This window comes from Neobacillus niacini (assembly GCF_036961885.1).
Classification (GTDB): domain Bacteria; phylum Bacillota; class Bacilli; order Bacillales; family Cytobacillaceae; genus Neobacillus; species Neobacillus niacini_H.
The window spans coordinates 108,374-129,703 of record NZ_JBALNQ010000021.1 but is presented as its reverse complement, the minus strand read 5'-3'; the positions used below and the strand labels follow the sequence as shown (position 1 = coordinate 129,703).

At 40.2% G+C, this 21,330-nt stretch carries 19 protein-coding genes; 18 read left to right on the top strand and 1 reads right to left on the bottom strand.

All coding sequences use genetic code 11. The features are described from left to right. The first annotated feature begins 31 nt into the window (after nucleotides 1-31). From V7124_RS10155 to dgoD, 11 genes are all read left to right on the top strand, one after another. Nucleotides 32-1,324 (top strand): murein hydrolase activator EnvC family protein, encoded by a 1,293-nt coding sequence (locus tag V7124_RS10155; protein ID WP_335488692.1) that lies wholly within the window; start codon nucleotides 32-34, stop codon nucleotides 1,322-1,324. A 151-nt stretch (nucleotides 1,325-1,475) separates the two neighbouring features. Then, nucleotides 1,476-2,930, top strand: coding sequence for a S41 family peptidase (locus tag V7124_RS10150; RefSeq protein ID WP_335488689.1), 1,455 nt, complete (start codon nucleotides 1,476-1,478; stop codon nucleotides 2,928-2,930). A 251-nt stretch (nucleotides 2,931-3,181) separates the two neighbouring features. Continuing rightward, entirely contained in the window at nucleotides 3,182-4,375 is a 1,194-nt protein-coding gene (locus V7124_RS10145) for a PDZ domain-containing protein (RefSeq protein ID WP_335488686.1), read from the top strand. Between the two features lie 334 nt (nucleotides 4,376-4,709). Next, a complete protein-coding gene (locus tag V7124_RS10140) occupies nucleotides 4,710-5,291 on the top strand; it encodes a putative ABC transporter permease (RefSeq protein WP_335488684.1) in 582 nt (193 codons plus the stop codon). 185 nt (nucleotides 5,292-5,476) lie between these two features. Beyond that, nucleotides 5,477-6,223 (top strand): IclR family transcriptional regulator, encoded by a 747-nt coding sequence (locus V7124_RS10135; protein ID WP_335488681.1) that lies wholly within the window; start codon nucleotides 5,477-5,479, stop codon nucleotides 6,221-6,223. 187 nt (nucleotides 6,224-6,410) lie between these two features. Next, nucleotides 6,411-7,730, top strand: a complete 1,320-nt coding sequence (locus V7124_RS10130) for an ABC transporter substrate-binding protein (protein ID WP_335488678.1) — start codon at nucleotides 6,411-6,413, stop codon at nucleotides 7,728-7,730. Nucleotides 7,731-7,851: 121 nt separating this feature from the next. Beyond that, a complete protein-coding gene (locus V7124_RS10125; RefSeq protein ID WP_335413192.1) occupies nucleotides 7,852-8,730 on the top strand; it encodes a carbohydrate ABC transporter permease in 879 nt (292 codons plus the stop codon). Beyond that, complete coding sequence (locus tag V7124_RS10120; RefSeq protein WP_335413190.1) at nucleotides 8,727-9,551, top strand: carbohydrate ABC transporter permease; 825 nt, start codon at nucleotides 8,727-8,729, stop codon at nucleotides 9,549-9,551. The genes V7124_RS10125 and V7124_RS10120 overlap by 4 nt, the downstream gene beginning before the upstream one ends. 29 nt (nucleotides 9,552-9,580) lie before the next feature. Further along, nucleotides 9,581-10,225, top strand: a complete 645-nt coding sequence (locus V7124_RS10115) for a bifunctional 4-hydroxy-2-oxoglutarate aldolase/2-dehydro-3-deoxy-phosphogluconate aldolase (protein ID WP_335488675.1) — start codon at nucleotides 9,581-9,583, stop codon at nucleotides 10,223-10,225. Next, nucleotides 10,197-11,273 carry a 2-dehydro-3-deoxygalactonokinase gene (locus V7124_RS10110; protein WP_335488672.1) on the top strand — a complete coding sequence of 359 codons (1,077 nt, stop codon included), beginning with the start codon at nucleotides 10,197-10,199 and terminating at the stop codon, nucleotides 11,271-11,273. Before V7124_RS10115 ends, V7124_RS10110 begins: the two co-directional genes overlap by 29 nt. A gap of 40 nt (nucleotides 11,274-11,313) precedes the next feature. Continuing rightward, a complete protein-coding gene (gene dgoD, locus V7124_RS10105) occupies nucleotides 11,314-12,462 on the top strand; it encodes a galactonate dehydratase (protein WP_335488669.1) in 1,149 nt (382 codons plus the stop codon). Nucleotides 12,463-12,550: 88 nt separating this feature from the next. Here dgoD and V7124_RS10100 read toward each other — a convergent pair whose 3' ends face one another. Further along, nucleotides 12,551-13,603 (bottom strand): hypothetical protein, encoded by a 1,053-nt coding sequence (locus V7124_RS10100; RefSeq protein ID WP_335488666.1) that lies wholly within the window; start codon nucleotides 13,601-13,603, stop codon nucleotides 12,551-12,553. Between the two features lie 195 nt (nucleotides 13,604-13,798). Between V7124_RS10100 and V7124_RS10095 the strand changes: the two genes are divergently transcribed. From V7124_RS10095 to V7124_RS10065, 7 genes are all read left to right on the top strand, one after another. Continuing rightward, nucleotides 13,799-14,143 carry an ArsR/SmtB family transcription factor gene (locus V7124_RS10095; RefSeq protein WP_335488663.1) on the top strand — a complete coding sequence of 115 codons (345 nt, stop codon included), beginning with the start codon at nucleotides 13,799-13,801 and terminating at the stop codon, nucleotides 14,141-14,143. Nucleotides 14,144-14,232: 89 nt separating this feature from the next. Beyond that, the gene (locus tag V7124_RS10090; RefSeq protein WP_335488660.1) at nucleotides 14,233-15,168 is read left to right on the top strand and encodes a cation diffusion facilitator family transporter; all 936 of its coding nucleotides are present in this window, start codon (nucleotides 14,233-14,235) and stop codon (nucleotides 15,166-15,168) included. 83 nt (nucleotides 15,169-15,251) lie between these two features. Next, nucleotides 15,252-15,491: a CsbA family protein gene (locus tag V7124_RS10085; RefSeq protein ID WP_335413177.1), complete on the top strand. Its 240-nt coding sequence runs from the start codon at nucleotides 15,252-15,254 to the stop codon at nucleotides 15,489-15,491. 290 nt (nucleotides 15,492-15,781) lie between these two features. Then, the gene (uvrB, locus tag V7124_RS10080) at nucleotides 15,782-17,761 is read left to right on the top strand and encodes an excinuclease ABC subunit UvrB (RefSeq protein ID WP_335413175.1); all 1,980 of its coding nucleotides are present in this window, start codon (nucleotides 15,782-15,784) and stop codon (nucleotides 17,759-17,761) included. A 6-nt stretch (nucleotides 17,762-17,767) separates the two neighbouring features. Further along, nucleotides 17,768-20,644, top strand: coding sequence for an excinuclease ABC subunit UvrA (gene uvrA / locus V7124_RS10075; protein ID WP_335488658.1), 2,877 nt, complete (start codon nucleotides 17,768-17,770; stop codon nucleotides 20,642-20,644). A gap of 63 nt (nucleotides 20,645-20,707) precedes the next feature. Continuing rightward, entirely contained in the window at nucleotides 20,708-20,911 is a 204-nt protein-coding gene (locus tag V7124_RS10070; RefSeq protein ID WP_335488655.1) for a hypothetical protein, read from the top strand. A gap of 95 nt (nucleotides 20,912-21,006) precedes the next feature. After that, on the top strand, nucleotides 21,007-21,324 hold the full coding sequence (locus tag V7124_RS10065) for a DUF4870 domain-containing protein (protein WP_335413170.1): 318 nt from the start codon (nucleotides 21,007-21,009) through the stop codon (nucleotides 21,322-21,324). The last annotated feature ends 6 nt before the right edge of the window (nucleotides 21,325-21,330 follow it).

Here is a 21,330-nt window from a genome sequence, read left to right as displayed (position 1 = left end):
ATAAGTAAAAGTGGGGAAGGAGAAAACGTTTGTGAAAAAAACAGTATTCACACTAGCAATTGCAGGAACGGTCGGATTAAGCAGTATTTTTGGGGGAATCGTTGAAGCTGAATCTATTTCAAGTTTAAAGAATCAGCAAAATCAAATTCAAAAAGAAAAATCAGAAATATCATCTGATATTAATGATGCAGATCAAAAGATTAATAGTTTAAAAGAACAACAGTCAGGTGTAAAGGAAGAAATGACACGCCTTGATTTTTCAATCGATGATACTCACAAAAAAATTGGTGAAAAAACGGCCAAGCTGGAGGAAACGAAAGCAGAAATCACTAGATTAGAAGAAGAGATTAAAATTACCAAAGATAGAATTCTAAAGCGTAATGAGCTTTTGAAGGAGCGTGCCCGAAATTATCAAGTAACAGGTGGAATGGTTAGCTATCTTGATGTGTTAATGGGTTCAAGAAACTTCAGTGATTTTATTGACCGGGCTAGTGCAGTGGCAACGATTATGGCAGCAGACCAAGATATATTAAAGCAGCATGAGGCTGATAAAAAGAGTCTAGAGGAAAATCAAATCAAGGTTGAAGAAGAGCTTGCGAGCGTCCAAACCATGTTAGCGGATTTAGAAAAAATGAATAAGCAATTAAATGCGCAAAGAGCTGAAAAGGATCAATTATTAGCTTCCCTTAAACAACAAGAAGAAGAGATTCATGAGCATAAAATGGAGCTTCAAGAAGAATCTCAAATCCTTGCAGCCCAAGCAGCAGCCCTTCAACAAGCAATCGCGCTTGAACAGAAACGCCAAGAAGAAGCGAGGTTAGCCGCCGAAGCAGCGGCAGCAGCAGCAGCCGCGGCAGCCGCTGCAAATAATACCGCCGGTTCAAGTGGCGGTACAACAGTAACTGCGCCGCCAGTTTCTAGCGGGGCATTTACCCAACCTGCGAATGGAAGGTTTACATCTGGATTTGGAGCTCGTGGAGGTACAATGCATTTTGGTGTTGATATTGCCAATCGGGCAGCAGGAGTACCAATTTTGGCCGCTGCTGATGGTGTTGTGATCCAATCCTATTATTCTAGCAGCTACGGCAATGTCGTATTTATTGCTCACTCTGTCAATGGTCAAACGTATACAACTGTATCTGCGCATATGGAAACTCGCTATGTTAGTTCTGGAGCGGTTGTATCAAAAGGCCAAGCAATTGGCATTATGGGTAATACCGGTGATTCATCTGGTAAACATTTACACTTTGAACTTCATAGAGGCGGATGGAATGGAAGCAAGAGTAACGCAATCAATCCAGTTGGAATTGTTCCAATGCCATAATTTGCAAAAGGGAGAAGCCGCGCTTCTTCCTTTTTTTTCGATGAAAGGGCTCATTTAGCATAACTCGTCCCTCTCTTACATATTAGTTAATAAACGAGCAGGAAGTTGTGATTAGGACAGTCAATCGCTGCTGCACATGAGGGGGGACAGGATGAAAAGTAAATGGATTGCCCTGATGGTAGTTGGTTCGCTTCTAACGGGAGCAGGGGGCACATATGCAGGAATGCAATGGTTTGGACAAACAGAAGGGATCTCAGCCCTTGAACAAACCTTAACCAAAGAGGAACAAGTTGCTGCGGATCAAACGGATACTGAAGACCTACTAAAAGTCAGTCAGGCATATGAGTTAATTCAGAGCCGATATGTTGAAAAGATCGATAGTGAGACACTCATTGAGGGTGCGATTCAGGGAATGCTCACTGTTTTAGAGGATCCCTATTCTGTTTATATGAATAAGGAAACCGCTCAGCAATTTAGCCAAGCGTTAGACTCATCTTTTGAAGGCATTGGTGCAGAAGTGGGGATGGTTGATGGAAAAATCGTCATTATTTCTCCATTTAAAAATTCTCCTGCTGAAAAAGCGGGCTTAAAGCCAAATGATGAGATTTTAAAAGTGGATGGGAAAAGTGTTGAGGGGCTTGACCTCAATAAAGCCACTCTGAAAATTCGTGGTAAAAAGGGATCAAAGGTTAAATTAGACATCTCTCGAAAAGGGCTAAAGGATCCCATCACCATAGAAGTGACTCGTGATGAGATTCCACTCGAGACCATACATGCATCTGTGAAAAATCAAGATGGGAAAAAGATTGGATATATTGAAATTACTTCATTTTCAAAAGAGACAGCTTCCGATTTTAAAGCGGAGTTACGTTCGCTAGAGAAGAAGGATATTGAAGGATTAATCATAGATGTTCGTGGAAACCCGGGCGGGCTGCTTGTAAGCGTAGAGGATATTTTAAAAGAATTTGTTACAAAGGATAAGCCGCTTATCCAAATTGAGCAACGAAATGGGGACAAGGAACGACACTTCTCAAACCTAACAGAGAAAAAGGATTATCCCGTAACAGTCCTAATAAATAAAGGCAGTGCGTCAGCATCAGAAATACTTGCAGGAGCATTAAAAGAAGCAGCTGGGTATCCGTTGGTCGGAGAAACGACTTTTGGCAAAGGAACGGTACAGCAAGCTGTTCCAATGGGAGACGGCAGTAATATCAAATTGACTTTATTTAAATGGCTCACACCTGATGGGAACTGGATTCACAAGAAAGGGATAAAACCGGATGTAGAAGCTAAGCAGCCGGCGATTTTTAATACACATCCACTGCAAATAGATGAACCGCTTGTGGAAGATATGAATAATGAGCAGGTGAAAAGTGCACAAGAAATATTGGCAGGTTTAGGGTTTGCTCCGGGCAGAACAGATGGTTATTTTAGTGTGGAAACAACAGTAGCAGTCAAAGCCTTCCAGAAAAACAGCAATCTGCAGGCAACAGGAAGAATTGATGTGAAGACAGCCGCAAAGCTGGAAGAAGAAGCAAGTAAAGAAATGAAAAAAGAGAAAAATGACATTCAGTTGCAAACGGCTTTGAGACTAATTGTAAAATAAACTAAACAGGGGCATTGCCTCTGTTTTTTGTTTGCGACAAAAAACTATAGAATGCAAGGGGCATGTCGATAATTTCCATGGAAATATTGACGAATTTCGCTGAACATAGGAAGTAGTGATACATTCTTGTTTAGAATTCGACATTTTTTTGTTTTTAAAAGAAACTAGCAATAGGCTTTATTCTTTCAGTTTGGTAAAATAATCTTTAGGAGCTAGAATAGTAGAACTTATGATAGAGGCAGGTGGCAGGATTGGTGCAAGTATGGCTTTTTGAGCTGTTAAAAGGGACAGGGAAACTTTTTCTTCAGCCTGTTTTTTACTATCTCATTTTCTTATCAGGGATATTGGGAGTTTTACGAGTGAAACGGGAGCGGAAAAATTTCAATACAAGGACATTTGATGCATATTTTGAACTTAGACAGTTGTTTCCACTAGGAGTCATTTTGGGTCTAGTGCTTTCTATAATAATTGTTACGACTGGTTTGACCGTTCCATTTGCAGCAATCCTCCTTATCGCTGCTTTTACATTATTATGGAGCTTAACCACGAATATTCGATTAATGTCCCCAGTTTACACAATTGGAGCTGCATTTTTTGGAACGATACTCATAGCGGAATATAACCTAAACATTCCAATTTTTAAAGAGGCATTTCAGGCAATTGATGAAAAGGTCTATCCTTCCTTGGTCATTCTGTTGGCACTTTTATTAATAGCAGAAGGAATCCTTATTCTTAAAAATGCTAGTAAAGGATCATCCCCCAAGTTAGTAAAAAGCAGGCGCGGGCAAAATGTCGGGGTCCATGAAGTGAAACGATTTTGGATGGTTCCGCTGTTTTTGCTTATCCCTGGAGATGTGTTAACATTACCGGTTGACTGGTGGCCAGTCTTTCCGATCGGAGCGGAGTCCTACTCCCTTATTCTTGTCCCGTTTGCTGTTGGATTTCACCAGCAAATTCAAGGAATGCTGCCAAAGCAGTCGCTACAGGTACATGGTCGGAGAGTGATCGCACTTGGAAGTTTGTCATTGATACTCGCAGCTATCGGTTATTGGTTTCCAATTATTTCAATTGGGGTTGTAGCCTTAGCGATCATCGGACGTGAAATGATCTCCTTACTGCTACGTCTGAAGGATGATAATTTACCTTTTTACTTCTCAAAGAAAAATAATGGCTTAATGATTATTGGGATTATCCCTGAATCACCTGCCGATAAAATGGGATTTCAGGTGGGTGAATTAGTATCAAAGGTCAATGGTGTTACTGTACGGGGTGAGCAAGTATTTTATGAAGCTCTACAAAAAAATCGTGCCCATTGTAAGCTGGAAGTTTTAGATACAAATGGTGAAATCCGTTTCGTTCAACGAGCTTTGTATGAAGGTGATCATTATGAGTTGGGCATTCTGTTTGTACAGGACGATAGAAAGTTTGATGAAAGAATAGGATAAAGATCAAGCCAAAGGATGAGCTCCTTTGGCTTTTCTTTAGGCTCTTTTCTTAAACTTTGTTGCTAATTAGAACAAAATTTAATGATTATTCTAAGTTTCTGCAGAATATAGAATATATTTAATAAGAAAAGAGCTAGCAAACTAAATTCTAAAACACAAAATACCAAATTCCACGTTAAAATCGGCTTTAAGATTTTAACAACATTCTTTACGAAACCAACCTTTATTTATTTGTACATTAACACTTGAAGTTTTGCAATTTTGGTATATTTGGTAGCGTGGGTGCAAACCCTAAAATGGAAATTTCAAACCCAAGAAAGGCGGTATTAGCCATATGATTAGCTTTCTAGATTTTTACGCTCCAACAAATATCAACTTTGAAGGCTTTTCAACTGTTATTTTTTATTTCACTATCTATTCAATGATTGGCTGGTTATTAGAAAATAGCTATAGTTATGTTACAAAACGGAAGTTTTTTAAACCGAATTTTTTTCTTGGACCCTTTAAGCCTATGTATGGTTTTGCCCCTGTGCTCTTGGTTTATTTAATAGGTCCGGAAACAAATTGGGGAGTTGTTCTTTTGCTATGCTTTTTTATTCCTACCTTTATTGAGTATGTAAGCGGAGTTTTCCTGCAAAAGCTTTTTCAACGTCAATGGTGGGATTATTCAGATATGCCCTTACAAGTACATGGACATATTTGCTTACCATTTTCACTTTGTTGGATTCTGTTATCCTTAGCCTGTTTAAAATGGGCTCATCCCGCCATTGAGTCAGTTTATAAAGCAGCCGAATTTTTGTGGGCATGGATTTGGCCAGCGGTAATGCTATATTTTATTGCAGAGTTTACATTATCCATCCGAAGACATTTTGTGCATTCTTTGAATGAACCAGAATCATCGAATCCCCTTCGATAAAGAACCTCCCCAAGAGAGTATGTAAACTTTTTTATGTAGAGCCTAAATCAAACACAGCCTTTCTGCAGTAATTGTCGAAATTGTGAAATTAGTTATTGCAAGAATCTAAGAGGTATAGTATGCTTAGTTTGTTAAATCATATATATGATGTTATATCACATATGTGATTTAAGGAGGGTGGAAATATGTCGGTAAAATCAGCTGAACGTGTTTTGAAGGTTTTTGATTTACTTGCCCAACATCCAGAGGGGTTAACCATAAAGGAGATTAGCAGTATACTTTCCTTTCCGCAAAGCAGTACCTCTGGTTTGATTGAGACGCTATATACAAACAGCTACCTAATCGCTGATCATTTTAGAAAATATAAGCTTGGACCTAAATTAATCCAGCTTGGTGGTGCCGCTAAGGATTCACTAGATCTTTATACGCAAGGGCTGCCTTTTCTAAAAGAATTAATGGATGAGGTTCAGGAAACTGTATTTATGGCCATTTTAGATCAATCAGAACTGGCGTATATAGCAAAAATAAATAGTAATCGTTCTATACGTACGACTGCGGAGCCGGGAAAAAGCAAACCTCTCTACTGTACTGGTTTGGGTAAGGCATTTTTAACCTTTCTTCCGGAAAACAGGACAAGCGAAATTTTACGCAAGTTAAGACTTGAGCCTATCACGGATAAGACTATTACGAAAAAGGAAACCCTTTTGAAGCAGTTAGAATCGTTCGCTGAACAGGGTTACTCTATTGATGATGAAGAAAATGAAGAAGGACTTTATTGTCTTGCTGCACCTGTTTATGGGGTTGACCAAACCATTCAGGCTGCGATCAGTGTAGCAGGTCCGAAAGAACGAATGCTAAAGCACAAGGATAGGATCGTTAAGAAGCTGCTCGAGACCGCTAGGGAAATATCAGGCAGTATTGGATATAGATAACCTAAATTAATAGCTTCATAATAACGAATAATTTTTTTAGTCATTATATGGTGTCACTACCATTTAAATATTTTGATAGCGCTTAAATCCTTTGCTGCATTAGAATTTGCAATAAATTTTTTTGCCATATAATGAAACCGCTATCACTTTTTACAATTATTTTGCTATTAAAAAGAGGGGGAAGATTATGAAAAATAGTTTCGTAGGTTTTAAGAAGGCAGCTGGTTATCTTGCATTAGCTGTAGGGATTAGTGCTGCGCTCGTGGGCTGCAGCGGTGGGACAGATAAAGCATCTGATTCTAAACCAGCAGATAAAACGGAGAAAAAGGTCCAGGAGATTCGTGTGGTGGCAGCAAACCATCCATGGACAGAGTCTATTAAAAATGACTTAGCTGCATTCGAGAAAGAAACAGGAATCAAGGTAAAAATTGATAGCTACTTTGAGGATCAACTAACACAAAAAACATCTGTTGAGTTTGCTTCTAACTCAAAGGGTATTGACGTCGTAATGTTCCGTCCACTTCAAGATGGAAAGATGTACAACAAGAGCGGATACTTTGCCGATATGAGCAGTTACGTCGGCAAAGAGAAGGGTTACACTGATGACTTCATTCCATCATCTCTTGGAAGTGTTAAGGATGGAGATAAGTTTTACGGATTGCCTCTCGTAACAGAAACCCAGGTTTTATACTACCGTAAGGATCTATTAGAGAAGGCTGGGATTGAAGTTCCAAAAACACTTGAAGAACTTGAAGCAGCGGCAAAGAAATTACATGATCCAAATGGAGTTGCCGGGTTTGTTTCTCGTGGAAAGCGTGCTGCAGCAGTTACTCAGTTCTCTAGCTACCTGTATGCTTTTGGCGGCGATTTCATGAAGGATGGCAAGTCAACGATTACATCGCCTGAAGCGATTGAAGCGTTTAATTACTACGGAAACATGCTCAATAAATACGGTCCTAAAGGTACGTTAAACATGAGCTGGCCAGAAGCGATGGCCGTGTTCACTCAAGGGCAAGCGGTGTTCTATACGGATGCTTCATCCTTATTTACCAATGCAACTGATCCTTCTAAATCACAGGTAGCAGATAAAGTTGGGTTCGCTCCATTCCCTGCAGGTCCGAAAGGGTCAAAGCCTTATAATATCACTTCGTGGGCACTTGGTATCGGAGCTAATTCCGAAAAGAAAGATGCTGCATGGGAATTTATTAAATGGGCTGAAAGTAAAGAAATGGTTCTAAAGCTTCAAGCTGAAGGTAATCCTGGTGCACGTATTTCTGTCTGGGAATCCGCTGAAGGAACAGCAAAATTCCCGAAAGATTTGGCTGCAGCCATTGGAGTAAATGGTGAAGCTGAGGCAGTTCCTTACGATCGTCCAGTTCTTATTAACGTAGGTGCTGCTCGCGACGTCATTGGAGATGTCATCTTAGCAGGAATTGAAGGGAAAGACATTAAAGCAGCTGCAGAAAAAGCAGATGGAGAATTCCAAAAGATTATTGACTCAGAGTAAATAAAAAACGGATATAACCTATTTCAAACGGCTTTCGGTAGCAATCTGGGGTTGACTTCTGGATGCTCTCGGGAGTCCGTTTATTTTAAAGGCCATTATCATTTGTTAGAGGAGGAGAAGTATGACAAATTGGATTGATCGCAACATTAAGTGGGTTTTTACCATGCCTGCTGTGATCTTTGTAGCACTAATGATGGTCGCGCCTGTAGGATATACATTTTGGCTAAGTTTTCATGAATGGAGTATGTCGAATATTACCCCACCGCTATGGGTGGCTTTTCAAAATTATCTCGAATTATTTCAAGATGAACTTTTTATAAAATCGTTAAAACTAATGTTTTACTTTACCATTGTTGCCGTAACCCTTGAAACGGTATTTGGTGTAGGACTTGCCATTCTGATGAACCAAAATATTGTCGGCAAAGGGTTGGTAAAAACACTTTTTCTATTGCCAATGGTGGCAACTCCTGTTGCGGTAGGTTTAATCTGGGTTTTAATTTATGAACCTAATATCGGGATCGCCAATGTCTTTTTAGAAAAATTAGGGATTCCAGGTCAGGAATGGTTAACATCTCAGAGTCTCGTTATGCCATCGTTAATATTTATTGACATCTGGGAATGGACACCAATGATTGCTTTAATTGTATTGGCAGGTCTCGTTTCGCTTCCAAAGGATCCTTATGAAGCCGCGATGATTGATGGAGCAAGTACGTGGCAATCCTTTACAAAAATCACCCTTCCTTTATTGAAGCCGACCCTTTATTCGGCCATCTTGCTAAGGATGATTGATGCATTGAAAACGTTCGATATTATATATGCTACAACCCAGGGTGGACCGGGAACATCATCCCAGACCATTAATATTTATGGATACGTTTTAGGATTTCAATACTTTAAAATTGGCCAGGCATCAGCCTTGCTAATGATTTTCTTCATTATTGTCCTTAGCATCAGCATTTTCACAATCCTTTTACGGAAGAGAGCGGGGGTTAATCTATGAGTAGAAAAAAATCCATAACCGTTAGATCCATCGTAACTCATGTTGGTGTCTACTTATCCCTGTTTTTGTTTTTACTACCTTTCCTATGGATGATCCTTGCGTCATTTAAAACGCAAGTACAGATACTAGATACATCTAAACTATTTGAAATTACCGCTAATTTCAGTAATTATTTAAGCGTTTTTAATGAGTATTCATTTCTTTCATTTATTTGGAACAGTTTTATTGTTGGTATAGGAGCGACGATATTTGGCCTAATTCTGGGGCTGCCGGCTGCTTATTCCATTGCAAGATACAAGCAGGAGGGTCTTGGACTTTTAATACTAGTTGCCAGAATTGTTCCTGGTATCTCTTTCCTTATTCCTTGGTTTATTATTTTCTCGAAGTTGCAATTAATCGATACCTATACATCCCTAATTCTCAGTCATATGCTTGTGACGATGCCGTTTATTATTTGGGTTATGATTCCTTTTTTTGAAGGACTGCCTCATGAACTTGAGGAATCTGCCCGTGTTGATGGCTGTTCTATCCCTAGTGCATTTGTTCGAGTGATGCTTCCTATCTCGGGACCTGGAATTGTGACATCATCGATCTTGGCGTTTATTTTTTCATGGAATAACTTTATGTTTTCATTGATTCTAGCAGGCGACAATACGAAGACCTTACCGATCGCTATCTTTAATTTTATCTCCTATTCCGAGATAAACTGGGGTGGTTTGATGGCCGCTTCTGTGATTATTACAGCACCGGTTCTTATTTTGGCGCTCTTTTGCCAAAAGTATATTATTGCTGGGCTAACGGGAGGCAGTGTCAAAGGTTAATTTACTAGTCTAATAGGAGATGAAGTCAAATGAGCACCTCGCCATTAGAGGAAATAAGAAAAGCAAAACTGGTAGCAATTATCCGTAGTCACTCGTTAGAGGGATTAGAAAATACAGTTAGAAGCCTTTTTCAGGGAGGTATTCGTGCGGTTGAAATCACGATGAATACCCCTGGTGCTCTTAGTGGTATTGAACGGATGAAAGAGAAGTATCCAGAGCTGCTGATTGGGGCAGGGACTGTATTAGATTCAGAGACTGCTAGACTGGCGATTATGTCTGGGGCAGGCTTTCTCCTTACCCCAACCTTGAAAAAGGAGACCATTGAAATCGCCAACCGTTATCATGTGCCGATTATCCCAGGAGTTATGACTCCGACTGAGGTGTTAACGGCATATGAATACGGAGCGAAAATGGTCAAAATCTTCCCGATTCGACAGCTTGGTCCCAAGTATTTGACTGACTTAAAGGGACCGTTGCCCTTTGTAGAAGCAATGGCTGTCGGGGGAATCACCTTAGAGAATGCAGGTTTATTTTTACAGGCAGGAGCGCATTGCTTAGGAATTGGCAGTTCGCTTGTGGATGAAAAACTAGTACAACAAGGTGATTTTACAGAAATTGAAAGACGGGCAGCTAGCTTCGTAGAAATTGTCAGTCAAGTTCCATCACCAAATTGAATTGATGAGAAAAGCGGTGTTGAATGTGAAGGTAATCCTGATTGATTCTGGTACAACCAATTCTAGACTAAGGCTATACGACCAAACATCATGCAAAGTCCTTGATACCGAAAAAATACGAATTGGTGTAAGGGACACAGCCATATCAGGCAGCAATACCAACCTAAAAGCCCAATTAAAACAGGGACTGGAAAGATTATTAACTAAAAATCAATTAATACCCACTGATATTGAATATATGGCTGCATCGGGGATGATTACTTCCAATTTAGGGATTTATGAAGTCCCTCATATCCCTAGCCCTGCAGGAATGGCTGACTTTGCAAAGTATGCAAAAGTGACAAAACTTGAAGAATTTCTCCAAATCCCTTGTGTATTTATTCCAGGGATGAAAAACACAGTTCAATCAATGAATAATGATAAGGATGTGACTTCCGCTATTAACCAGTTTGATGTTATGCGCGGGGAGGAAGTAGAGTCCTTTGGTTTGTTGAAACAGTTTGATGTGAAAGGTAAGGGAGTGATTGTTCTCCCCGGCTCTCATACAAAATTTGTGGCTGTGGATGAAAATAAGGATTTGTTGAATTGTTTATCGACATTAGGAGGGGAAACCCTGCAGGCTATCCAGAAGGAGACCATTCTTTCGGATTCCTTGGATTCATGCCTTATTGGAAACATTGATCAGAAAATGCTTGAATATGGTTATGAAGCGGCGAAACAATATGGTCTAACAAGGACTTTTTATCATATTCGCCTACTGGATTTATTTGCAGAGCTTGATGAAAATCAACGGGCCAATTATTTTGCTGGATCTGTTATCTATAATGATCTTCAGGCTCTTTCTCAATCAATGGAAAATACGGACCATATCGATTGGATGATTGTAGGAGGTTCAAACCCGTTACGAAAGGCCTTTACCCATTTACTAAGATATATGAGTAATAAGTGGAGAATCATTGAGGCTGAGGACAAGCAGGTAGAACTTTCAGTTGTATTTGGGGCAGCGGATATTTTAACAAATTACTATAATTTGGGTTTTACAGAGTGAGATATTTTTCTATAGAAGGCACTAAAAGGAGTGTTTGCAGATGAAAATACGCGGTTATGAGCTTTTTCAAGTTCCTCCACGCTGGTTATTTTTAAAAATAGAAACGGATGAAGGAATCGTTGGCTGGGGTGAACCGGTAATCGAAGGAAAAGCGGCCACGGTTAAGGCTTGTGTTGAGGAATTAATGGAATTCTTAATTGGCAAGGATCCACTCCGAATTGAAGATCATTGGAACATGATGTATCGTTCCGGATTTTATCGCGGCGGCCCCATCATCATGAGTGCGATTGCGGGAATTGATCAGGCGCTTTGGGATATTAAAGGAAAGTACTTTAATGCCCCTGTCTATCAGCTGCTGGGCGGTGCCTGCCGAGACTCGATTAAGGTGTATTCCTGGATTGGCGGCGATCGTCCATCCGATGTGGGTGAGGCGGCAAAAAAGATCGTCGATGTGGGTTTTACTGCTGTTAAAATGAATGGAACGGAAGAATTACAGTATATTGATTCCTATGAAAAAATTGATCAAGTGCTGGAACGAATTGCTGCAGTTCGTGAGGCTGCCGGACAGTATGTAGGAATTGGCATTGATTTTCACGGGCGGGTACATAAACCGATGGCTAAGATTCTAGCAAAAGAACTGGAGCAGTTCCGTCCGATGTTTATTGAAGAGCCAGTATTGGCAGAAAATAATGAAGCGCTGAAAGAAATTGCTCAACATACATCGATCCCGATTGCAACAGGAGAGCGGATGTTTTCACGCTGGGATTTCAAATCAGTGCTGGCGGATGGATATGTTGATATTATTCAACCGGACGTATCCCATGCAGGCGGAATTACCGAATGTAAGAAAATCGCCACGATGGCTGAAGCGTATGATGTCGCACTTGCACCTCATTGTCCATTAGGACCGATTGCACTTGCAGCCTGTCTGCAAGTGGATGCGACAGCACACAATGCCTTTATTCAAGAGCAAAGTTTAGGGATCCATTACAACCAAGGCAGTGACTTGCTGGATTATATCGTTGATAAATCCGTATTTGAGTATAAAGACGGCTATGTCAGCATCCCGCAAGGACCAGGATTAGGGATTGAAATCAATGAAGAATTTGTAAGAAAACAAGCAGTGATTGGCCATAACTGGAAAAATCCGGTTTGGCGCCACAAGGATGGAAGCATTGCGGAATGGTAGTATAGCAATGGAACAAGAAACCAGCTTGAGTTAATTTCAAGCTGGTTTTGCTATTTTTTTGAAAAAAATGGGGAAGTTAATCCCAGTATTATTCTGTTATTTTTCGCTGAAGAAAATTAAGAAATTCATGTGGTTCATCTGGCCGAAGGTGAACCTTGTTTACCTTTTTTGTAAACCCGTACATCATTTTAGCTTCTTGGTTTGTAAAAAACTCAATTTCAATAGAAGGTTTTTCTTTCATAATATCCGGAAGTACAGCATCAAAAAGCTGCTTTGTTTCTTCTCTTGTTAGCTTCTCTGGACCTTGATAGTAGTGAACGCTTTTAATTTCTTCAAGTGGTACTTTCAGTCGTTTCATCATTCCCACCTGTAAATATAAATGGTGATCCGTAAGAATGAAAGGGACCAGGCGAATCGCTTGGATTTCCGCCAAAAAGAACAATAAACCATAGCCATTTAATAGTAGAACAACCATGGCAACAATGGGATTCCAAGAATGAAGAAAAAAATGAAATCCGATTGATTCCAGAACTAGTGCATGAATGAGCATGATATAAAAGGCGACAGCACTTGTCTTTTTATGAAAAGTAAATACTTGACCATCAATAACGGGCTTTTTCCGCCATGAAAATAGGCTGTAATAAAACATGCTTATTTCAGAGGAGATGATTTCTAGGAATCGATTGGTTTTCATATGATGTGCCAATGCCTGCTCAATACGGTATGAGAATGCTGGTATTTCATTTTCCTTCTTTTTATAAAACAGAAAAATTGCTGGCAACTTGCTAAGCAATTTAAACACGATAAAAAGTTCAACCAGTAAAAAGGCACCCTCGCCGGCAATTAAAAGGTATTTAACAAAAGAATAAGAAGAAAAGTAGCCTTGCGGGACGATCAATGCCGCTGCAGCATATCCAGCCAACACGACAAATAAAAGACTTTTTAAAGAATACCGCTTTCGAATAATAAAAAAATAGGTGAGCAGTGGAATGATAATCATGAAATCAACCAATGTTCCAAGGGCAACCTCGTTTGGGAGCGGCTGCATTAGGTCCAAACGATAAAGAAGAACATTCGAACAGATAATCAAGGTAAGCAGCCCAAAAAACCATAAATGTTTCCTATTTGTAACAATCGTCATCACTGAATTCCCCCTTTTTGAAAAGGTGATATTACTAAGTTAATAACAGTTTTAATCTAGTAATATTGTACCATAAGTTGGAAATACATAAAAAGGGAAGAATAAGGCTTTTGTTGAAAAAATCATTGACATTCAAATAGATGTTTGAATATTATATAATCAAATAAAGATTTGAATATATGACGAGGTGATGGAATGAAAGATCGCGATATTTGCGAGGTTACCTGTGTAGACAGCCACAAAACCTCACGGCTGCAGCCCTTAATTGAAAAAAGTAATATCGTTGAAGTAACAAAGCTGTTTAAAGCAATATCCGATGAAACACGACTGAAAATAGCTTATGCGCTCACACTTGAAGAAGAGCTTTGTGTTTGTGATGTGGCCATGATTGTTGGAGCTACAACAGCAACTGCCTCCCATCATTTACGCCATCTGAAGAGCATGGGACTTGCAAAATACCGTAAAGAGGGAAAGTTAGTCTACTATTCTCTCGATGATGACCATGTGAAACAACTCATTCATATCGCTTTTGAGCATTAGCAAGAGGTATCTGTCAGAAAGTAAGTATGTATGGCAAAATAGAGGAAAGAAAAAACTAAGAGACAACTCTAGTTGGGAGAGGTATTTTTATGGGACATCATCATGGACACTCTCATGGGCATTCGCATGGACATGGACATGGACATTCACATACAAGTAATAAAAAAGCACTGCTAAGTTCATTTATTTTGATTGCTGCTTTTATGGTCGTTGAAGTCATTGGCGGTGTATTAACCAACAGCCTAGCTTTATTATCTGACGCAGGCCATATGCTTAGCGATGCGGCTGCACTTGGGTTAAGCTTTTTCGCGATTAAACTGGGAGAAAAACAAGTATCACAGGAAAAAACGTATGGTTACAAGCGGTTTGAAATCATTGCAGCTGCATTGAATGGACTTACGCTGATCCTTATTTCCTTGTATATCTTTTATGAAGCCTTTCAGCGTTTCTTTGCCCCGCCTGAGGTGCAAAGTACAGGCATGTTAATCATTTCAGTAACGGGATTAGTCGTAAATATTATCGCTGCTTGGATTTTAATGAGTGGTGACAAGGATGATAACCTCAATGTCCGCAGTGCATTTTTACATGTACTGGGCGATATGCTCGGGTCGGTCGGCGCCATTGTAGCTGCCTTGCTTATTATGTTTTTCGGCTGGACGATTGCCGATCCAATTGCCAGTGTCATTGTCGCGGTTTTAATTATTATTAGTGGTTTTCGTGTCACGAGGGATTCCTTCCATATCTTGATGGAAGGTGCACCAACACAAATTAATATCCAGCAGGTAAAAGAAGCACTTAGTAAAATTCCTAAAGTTAAGGAAGTCCATGATTTACACATCTGGACGATTACTTCAGGGTATCCAGTATTGAGCTGTCACATTACGATTGTAGATGAAGCTATTCATGATGAGATACTGGCTCAATCGCAAAAAATTCTCCATGATGAGTTTCATATTGAGCATAGTACGATCCAAGTTGAAAAGGCTGAAGTTGGCTGCCCTAGCCCGCATGGAACATGTAACTAATTAAATCATTATCATTTTTGTTGCAATTTTATAAATATATTTCTAAAATATATTAACAGAAACGAATAAATGAGGTGTACCCATTGGAAGAGGTTATTAGATACTTGTCTGCGTTTATTATGCCAGGATTGCTCGTTTTGCTTTTCAGCCGGGTCACTTATAATCGCTACATCGGTCTTGCCTTAACTGTAGGACTTATAGCAGCTTCTGTTTATAAGGGTTACACAAACACATTTCTACTTATAGTAATTGATGCATTTTCTTTAACAGCTGGTTTTTGGCTTGCGGAAAAAATGAAGCACAGAGTTTTCAAACAAACATAAACAAAAATATATAGCAGCCTGTCAATCAAATGACAGGCTTTTTGCTATTGGTGGGGATATGGGGTTTTATGCCCAATAAATGGTAATATTCGGCTGATAATTCCACGTTTTCTCCCGAAAAATGAAATTCCACCAAAAAAACGAATGTTCGTTCGCATATTAGTGGTTTGTTTTTAGTGAAATGTGTTAGAATGATACTATTAGTTTTAAAGGAACACTTTCCGGCACCGTCCCGGACTTTTTGCATGTTTAAAAGCTAGAAAGTGATTGAAATAGCGGGAGGGAAATCTGTGAAGGACCAATTTGAATTAGTTTCGAAGTATTCACCACAAGGTGATCAGCCTGAAGCCATTCGGCAGCTAGTCCAGGGGATCAAGGAGAACAAACGCTATCAGACGTTACTGGGCGCAACCGGAACAGGAAAGACATTCACTGTTTCCAATGTAATCAAAGAAATAAATAAGCCAACGTTAGTGATTGCTCATAATAAAACATTAGCGGGACAGCTCTACAGTGAGTTTAAGGAATTTTTCCCGAATAATGCTGTTGAGTATTTTGTCAGTTATTACGATTACTTTCAACCTGAAGCCTACGTTCCATCGACAGATACATTTATCGAAAAGGATTCAAGCGTCAACGATGAAATTGATAAGCTGCGTCACTCGGCGACGTCCTCCTTATTTGAGCGGAAAGATGTCATCGTTATTGCCAGTGTATCCTGTATTTACGGTCTCGGTTCTCCAGAAGAATACGGAAAAATGGTTTTGTCGCTTAGGAGAGGCATGGAGATTGAGCGCAATCAGTTACTACATCGGTTAATTGATATCCAATATGAACGAAATGATATTGATTTTAAGCGGGGTACCTTTCGGGTCCGCGGAGATGTTGTTGAAATCTTCCCAGCTTCCCGTGATGAACATTGCATGCGGGTTGAATTTTTTGGCGATGAAATCGATCGGATTCGTGAAGTCGATGCGCTGACTGGCGAAATCATGGGTGAACGTGAACATGTTGCCATCTTCCCAGCTTCCCACTTCGTAACTGGAGAAGAAAAGTTACTTAAGGCGATTGAAAATATCGAAAAAGAAGTGGAAGAGCGCCTTGAAGAACTGCGGGCAGATAATAAATTGTTAGAAGCTCAGCGGCTTGAACAACGAACGCGTTATGATCTTGAAATGATGCGCGAAATGGGCTTTTGCTCGGGTATTGAGAACTATTCCCGACATTTAACGCTTCGGCCAGCTGGTTCCACACCCTATACATTAATCGATTACTTTCCAGAGGATTTCTTAATGATTGTCGATGAGTCACACGTTACCCTCCCGCAAGTAAGAGGGATGTTTAATGGTGATAGAGCACGGAAACAGGTGCTAGTTGACCACGGCTTCCGTCTGCCGTCTGCACTTGATAACAGACCGTTGACATTTGATGAATTTGAGAAACATATTCACAATGCAATCTTTGTTTCGGCAACTCCTGGTCCATTTGAGCTGGAGCATACTCCAGAAATGATCAAACAGATTATTCGACCAACTGGATTACTTGATCCAACGATAGAAGTTCGCCCAATAGAAGGACAAATTGATGACATTATCGCTGAAATACACGAGCGAATAAAAGTAAATGAACGTGTCTTGATTACGACTCTGACTAAGAAAATGTCAGAGGACTTAACGGATTATTTAAAAGAAATTGGAATCAAAGTTCAATATTTGCATTCTGAGGTAAAGACACTTGAACGTATCGAAATTATTCGTGAACTGCGGCTAGGCAAGTATGATGTCCTTGTCGGGATTAACCTGCTCAGAGAAGGACTCGATATCCCTGAGGTTTCACTCATTACGATTCTCGATGCGGATAAAGAGGGATTCCTTCGTTCGGAACGTTCATTAATCCAAACCATTGGCCGTGCTGCTCGTAATGCGAATGGTCATGTCATCCTGTATGCAGACAAAATGACCAATTCAATGGAAATAGCGATTAATGTAACGAGAGAGCGTCGCAAAATCCAAGAAGAATATAATCAAAAGCACGGCATAACGCCTATGACGATTCAAAAGGGAATTCGTGATGTTATCCGTGCGACACATGCGGCCGAGGAACAGGAAGATTACAAACCAACAGCATCCTTCGGCAAGATGTCAAAGAAAGAAAAAGACAAGCTAATTGCTACCATGGAAAAAGAAATGAAAACAGAAGCCAAAGCGCTTAATTTTGAACGAGCTGCAGAGCTTCGTGATTTACTGTTAGAGTTAAAAGCGGAAGGATGACGTAACATGGTTATGGATAAATTGATTGTAAAAGGCGCCAGAGCCCATAATTTAAAAAATATAGATGTCACCATTCCGAGAGATAAGCTTGTTGTTTTAACAGGACTATCCGGTTCAGGGAAGTCCTCCTTGGCTTTTGATACGATTTACGCAGAAGGACAGCGCCGCTATGTGGAATCTCTATCGGCTTACGCACGGCAATTCCTAGGGCAAATGGATAAGCCAGATGTTGATTCCATTGAAGGATTGTCTCCGGCGATTTCGATTGATCAAAAAACAACGAGTAAGAATCCCCGTTCAACGGTAGGAACAGTAACAGAGATATATGATTATTTACGATTACTGTACGCTCGTGTGGGCAGGCCGACATGTCCCATCCACCATATTGAGATATCTTCGCAAACCATTGAACAGATGGTAGACCGAATAATGGAATATCCAGAACGAACCAAAATGCAGATTCTTGCACCGGTTATTTCTGGTCGAAAAGGCCAGCATGTAAAAGTACTCGAGGATATAAAAAAACAAGGCTTTGTGCGTGTCCGTGTTGACGGGGAAATGCTCGACCTTGGTGATGAATTTGAATTAGATAAAAACAAAAAGCATTCGATAGAGGTTGTCGTTGACCGAATTGTCGTTAAAGAGGGCGTTGCTGCAAGGATAGCAGACTCGCTTGAAACAGCGTTACGACTTGGAGCAGGAAAAGTAATCGTTGATGTTATGGGTGAAGAGGAACTCCTTTTTAGCGAAAACCATGCCTGTCCTCACTGTGGCTTTTCAATCGGAGAATTAGAACCGCGGATGTTCAGTTTCAATAGTCCGTTTGGTGCTTGTCCAGAGTGCGATGGACTCGGCTCCAAGCTTGAGGTAGATGTCGACCTTGTGATCCCAAATAAGGATCTTTCTTTAAAACAACATGCGATTGCTCCATGGGAGCCGACGAGTTCACAGTATTATCCACAGCTGCTTGAAGCTGTTTGTAATCATTATGGTATCGATATGGACATGCCGTACAAAGACATTCCCCAACATCTTATCGAAAAGATTCTTTACGGGGTAAAAGGTGATAAAATCTATTTCCGTTATGAGAATGATTGGGGTCAAATCCGTGAGGGTAATATTGAATTTGAGGGCGTCATTCGTAATGTAGAACGCCGATATAAGGAGACAAGCTCTGATTATATCCGTGAGCAAATGGAGAAATACATGGGGCAGCAGCCATGTCCGACATGTAAGGGCAATCGTTTGAAAAAGGAAAGCTTGGCTGTACTTATCTCAGGGCGTCATATTTCCCAAATTACTGATTTGTCTATTGAAGAAACCTATCAATTCTTTAATGAAATAGAACTATCGGAAAAAGAGATGCAAATAGGTAAGCTAATATTTAACGAGATTCATGAGCGCATTGGTTTCCTTTTGAACGTGGGACTTGATTACTTAAGTTTAGGACGTGCTTCAGGGACTCTTTCAGGAGGGGAAGCGCAGCGAATTCGTTTGGCGACCCAAATTGGTTCGAAGCTAACGGGTGTTCTCTATATTTTAGACGAACCATCGATTGGACTTCATCAGCGTGATAATGACCGGTTAATCGAAACGCTTAAGCAAATGCGGGATATTGGCAATACGTTAATTGTTGTTGAGCATGACGAAGATACAATGATGGCTGCTGACTATTTAATTGATATTGGACCTGGGGCCGGGGTGCACGGTGGCCAAATTATTTCTGCGGGCACACCTGCTGAGGTATTAGCCGACCCGAATTCGTTGACAGGGCAATATTTATCAGGCAAGAAGTTTATCCCGCTGCCACTAGAGCGACGTAAGCCGGATGGCAGATTTATCGAAATCAGAGGGGCTTCAGAGAACAATTTGCGAAATGTAAATGTAAAGCTTCCATTAGGGATGTTTATTTCGGTGACGGGTGTTTCTGGGTCTGGAAAAAGTACATTAATCAATGAAATTCTGCAAAAATCGCTTGCGCAGAAGCTTCATCGTGCGAAAACAAAACCTGGTGAGCATAAAGAAATCAAAGGGATTGAGTATCTAGACAAAATCATTGATATAGACCAATCACCAATCGGAAGATCACCGCGCTCCAATCCAGCAACCTATTCTGGTGCCTTTGATGATATCCGCGATTTGTTTGCAACAACAAATGAAGCAAAGGTCCGCGGCTATAAAAAGGGCCGGTTTAGTTTCAATGTGAAGGGCGGACGCTGTGAGGCTTGCAAGGGAGATGGGATACTCAAAATTGAAATGCATTTCCTGCCTGATGTTTATGTTCCGTGCGAAGTATGTCATGGAAAACGCTACAACCGTGAAACACTTGAAGTGAAATATAAAGGAAAAAATATTGCTGAAATTCTAGATATGACTGTGGAGGCGGCTGTCCAGTTTTTCGAAAACGTTCCAAAAATCAATCGGAAGCTGCAGACGATTTTTGATGTCGGCCTAGGATATATTAAATTAGGTCAACCAGGAACAACCCTTTCAGGAGGAGAAGCGCAGCGTGTGAAGCTAGCTTCAGAACTTCATCGCCGCTCAAATGGGAAAACCCTTTACATCCTGGATGAACCGACAACTGGCCTTCATGTCGATGATATTTCACGGTTATTGGTCGTTCTCCAGCGTTTGGTTGAGAGTGGGGATACTGTCCTGGTTATTGAGCATAATTTAGATGTCATCAAAGCTTCCGACTATATTATCGATCTCGGCCCAGAAGGCGGGGATAAAGGTGGTACCATTGTTGCAGCAGGACCACCAGAAAAGGTCGCTGAAGTACCCGAATCCTATACAGGCAAATATTTAAAACCAGTCTTAGAGCGTGACCGGCTGCGAATGAAAGAGCAAATTTTAGAAAAAGAAACCATTGCAAAAAGCTAAAACCTTAGGTTTTAGCTTTTTTGGATTGTCGAGGAAGGGGATTTTTCTCGGCCCATTTCGCTGATGACCAAAACTCATGGAAAAATCATAAAAAAGGTCGTCATACGATCGATGATGACCGAAATGCATGAAAAAATCATGAAAAAGGTCATCATATCATCATTGATGACCAAAACGCACAAAAAATTCATAAAAACTGGTCATCATAACATCGATGATGACCGAAACGCACAAAATAATCATGAAAAATGGTCATCATACCATTGACGTCTATGTAGGTATAAAAGAGAACTGTTATTTTTTTCAAAAAATGAAACTTTCAATTTCTATATCCGTAGAAAAGGAATAAGGAGTTGATGGAAATGGAAACAAGAAAGGTTCTGTCTGGTTTATGTTACTTTAGTATTTTTTTTGCAGGGATTCTTTTTCCACTTGTTGTCATGTTTGCCTCTGGGGATGACGTAACTAAAAGCCATGCCAAAAAAGCATTCGTATCACATTTACTACCACTTATTCCAGTGCCGCTGCTTATTTTTGCACTATTTACTGATATAAATGCCATTAACAATGAAGCTATTCCTGTTTTTACCCTGGTCACTGTTGGAATTATGGTCTTAATTGGTCTAATTGTAACGATCTGGAATGTGATTAAAGGCGTAAAAGTCTTCACGATGGAATAGATTTTA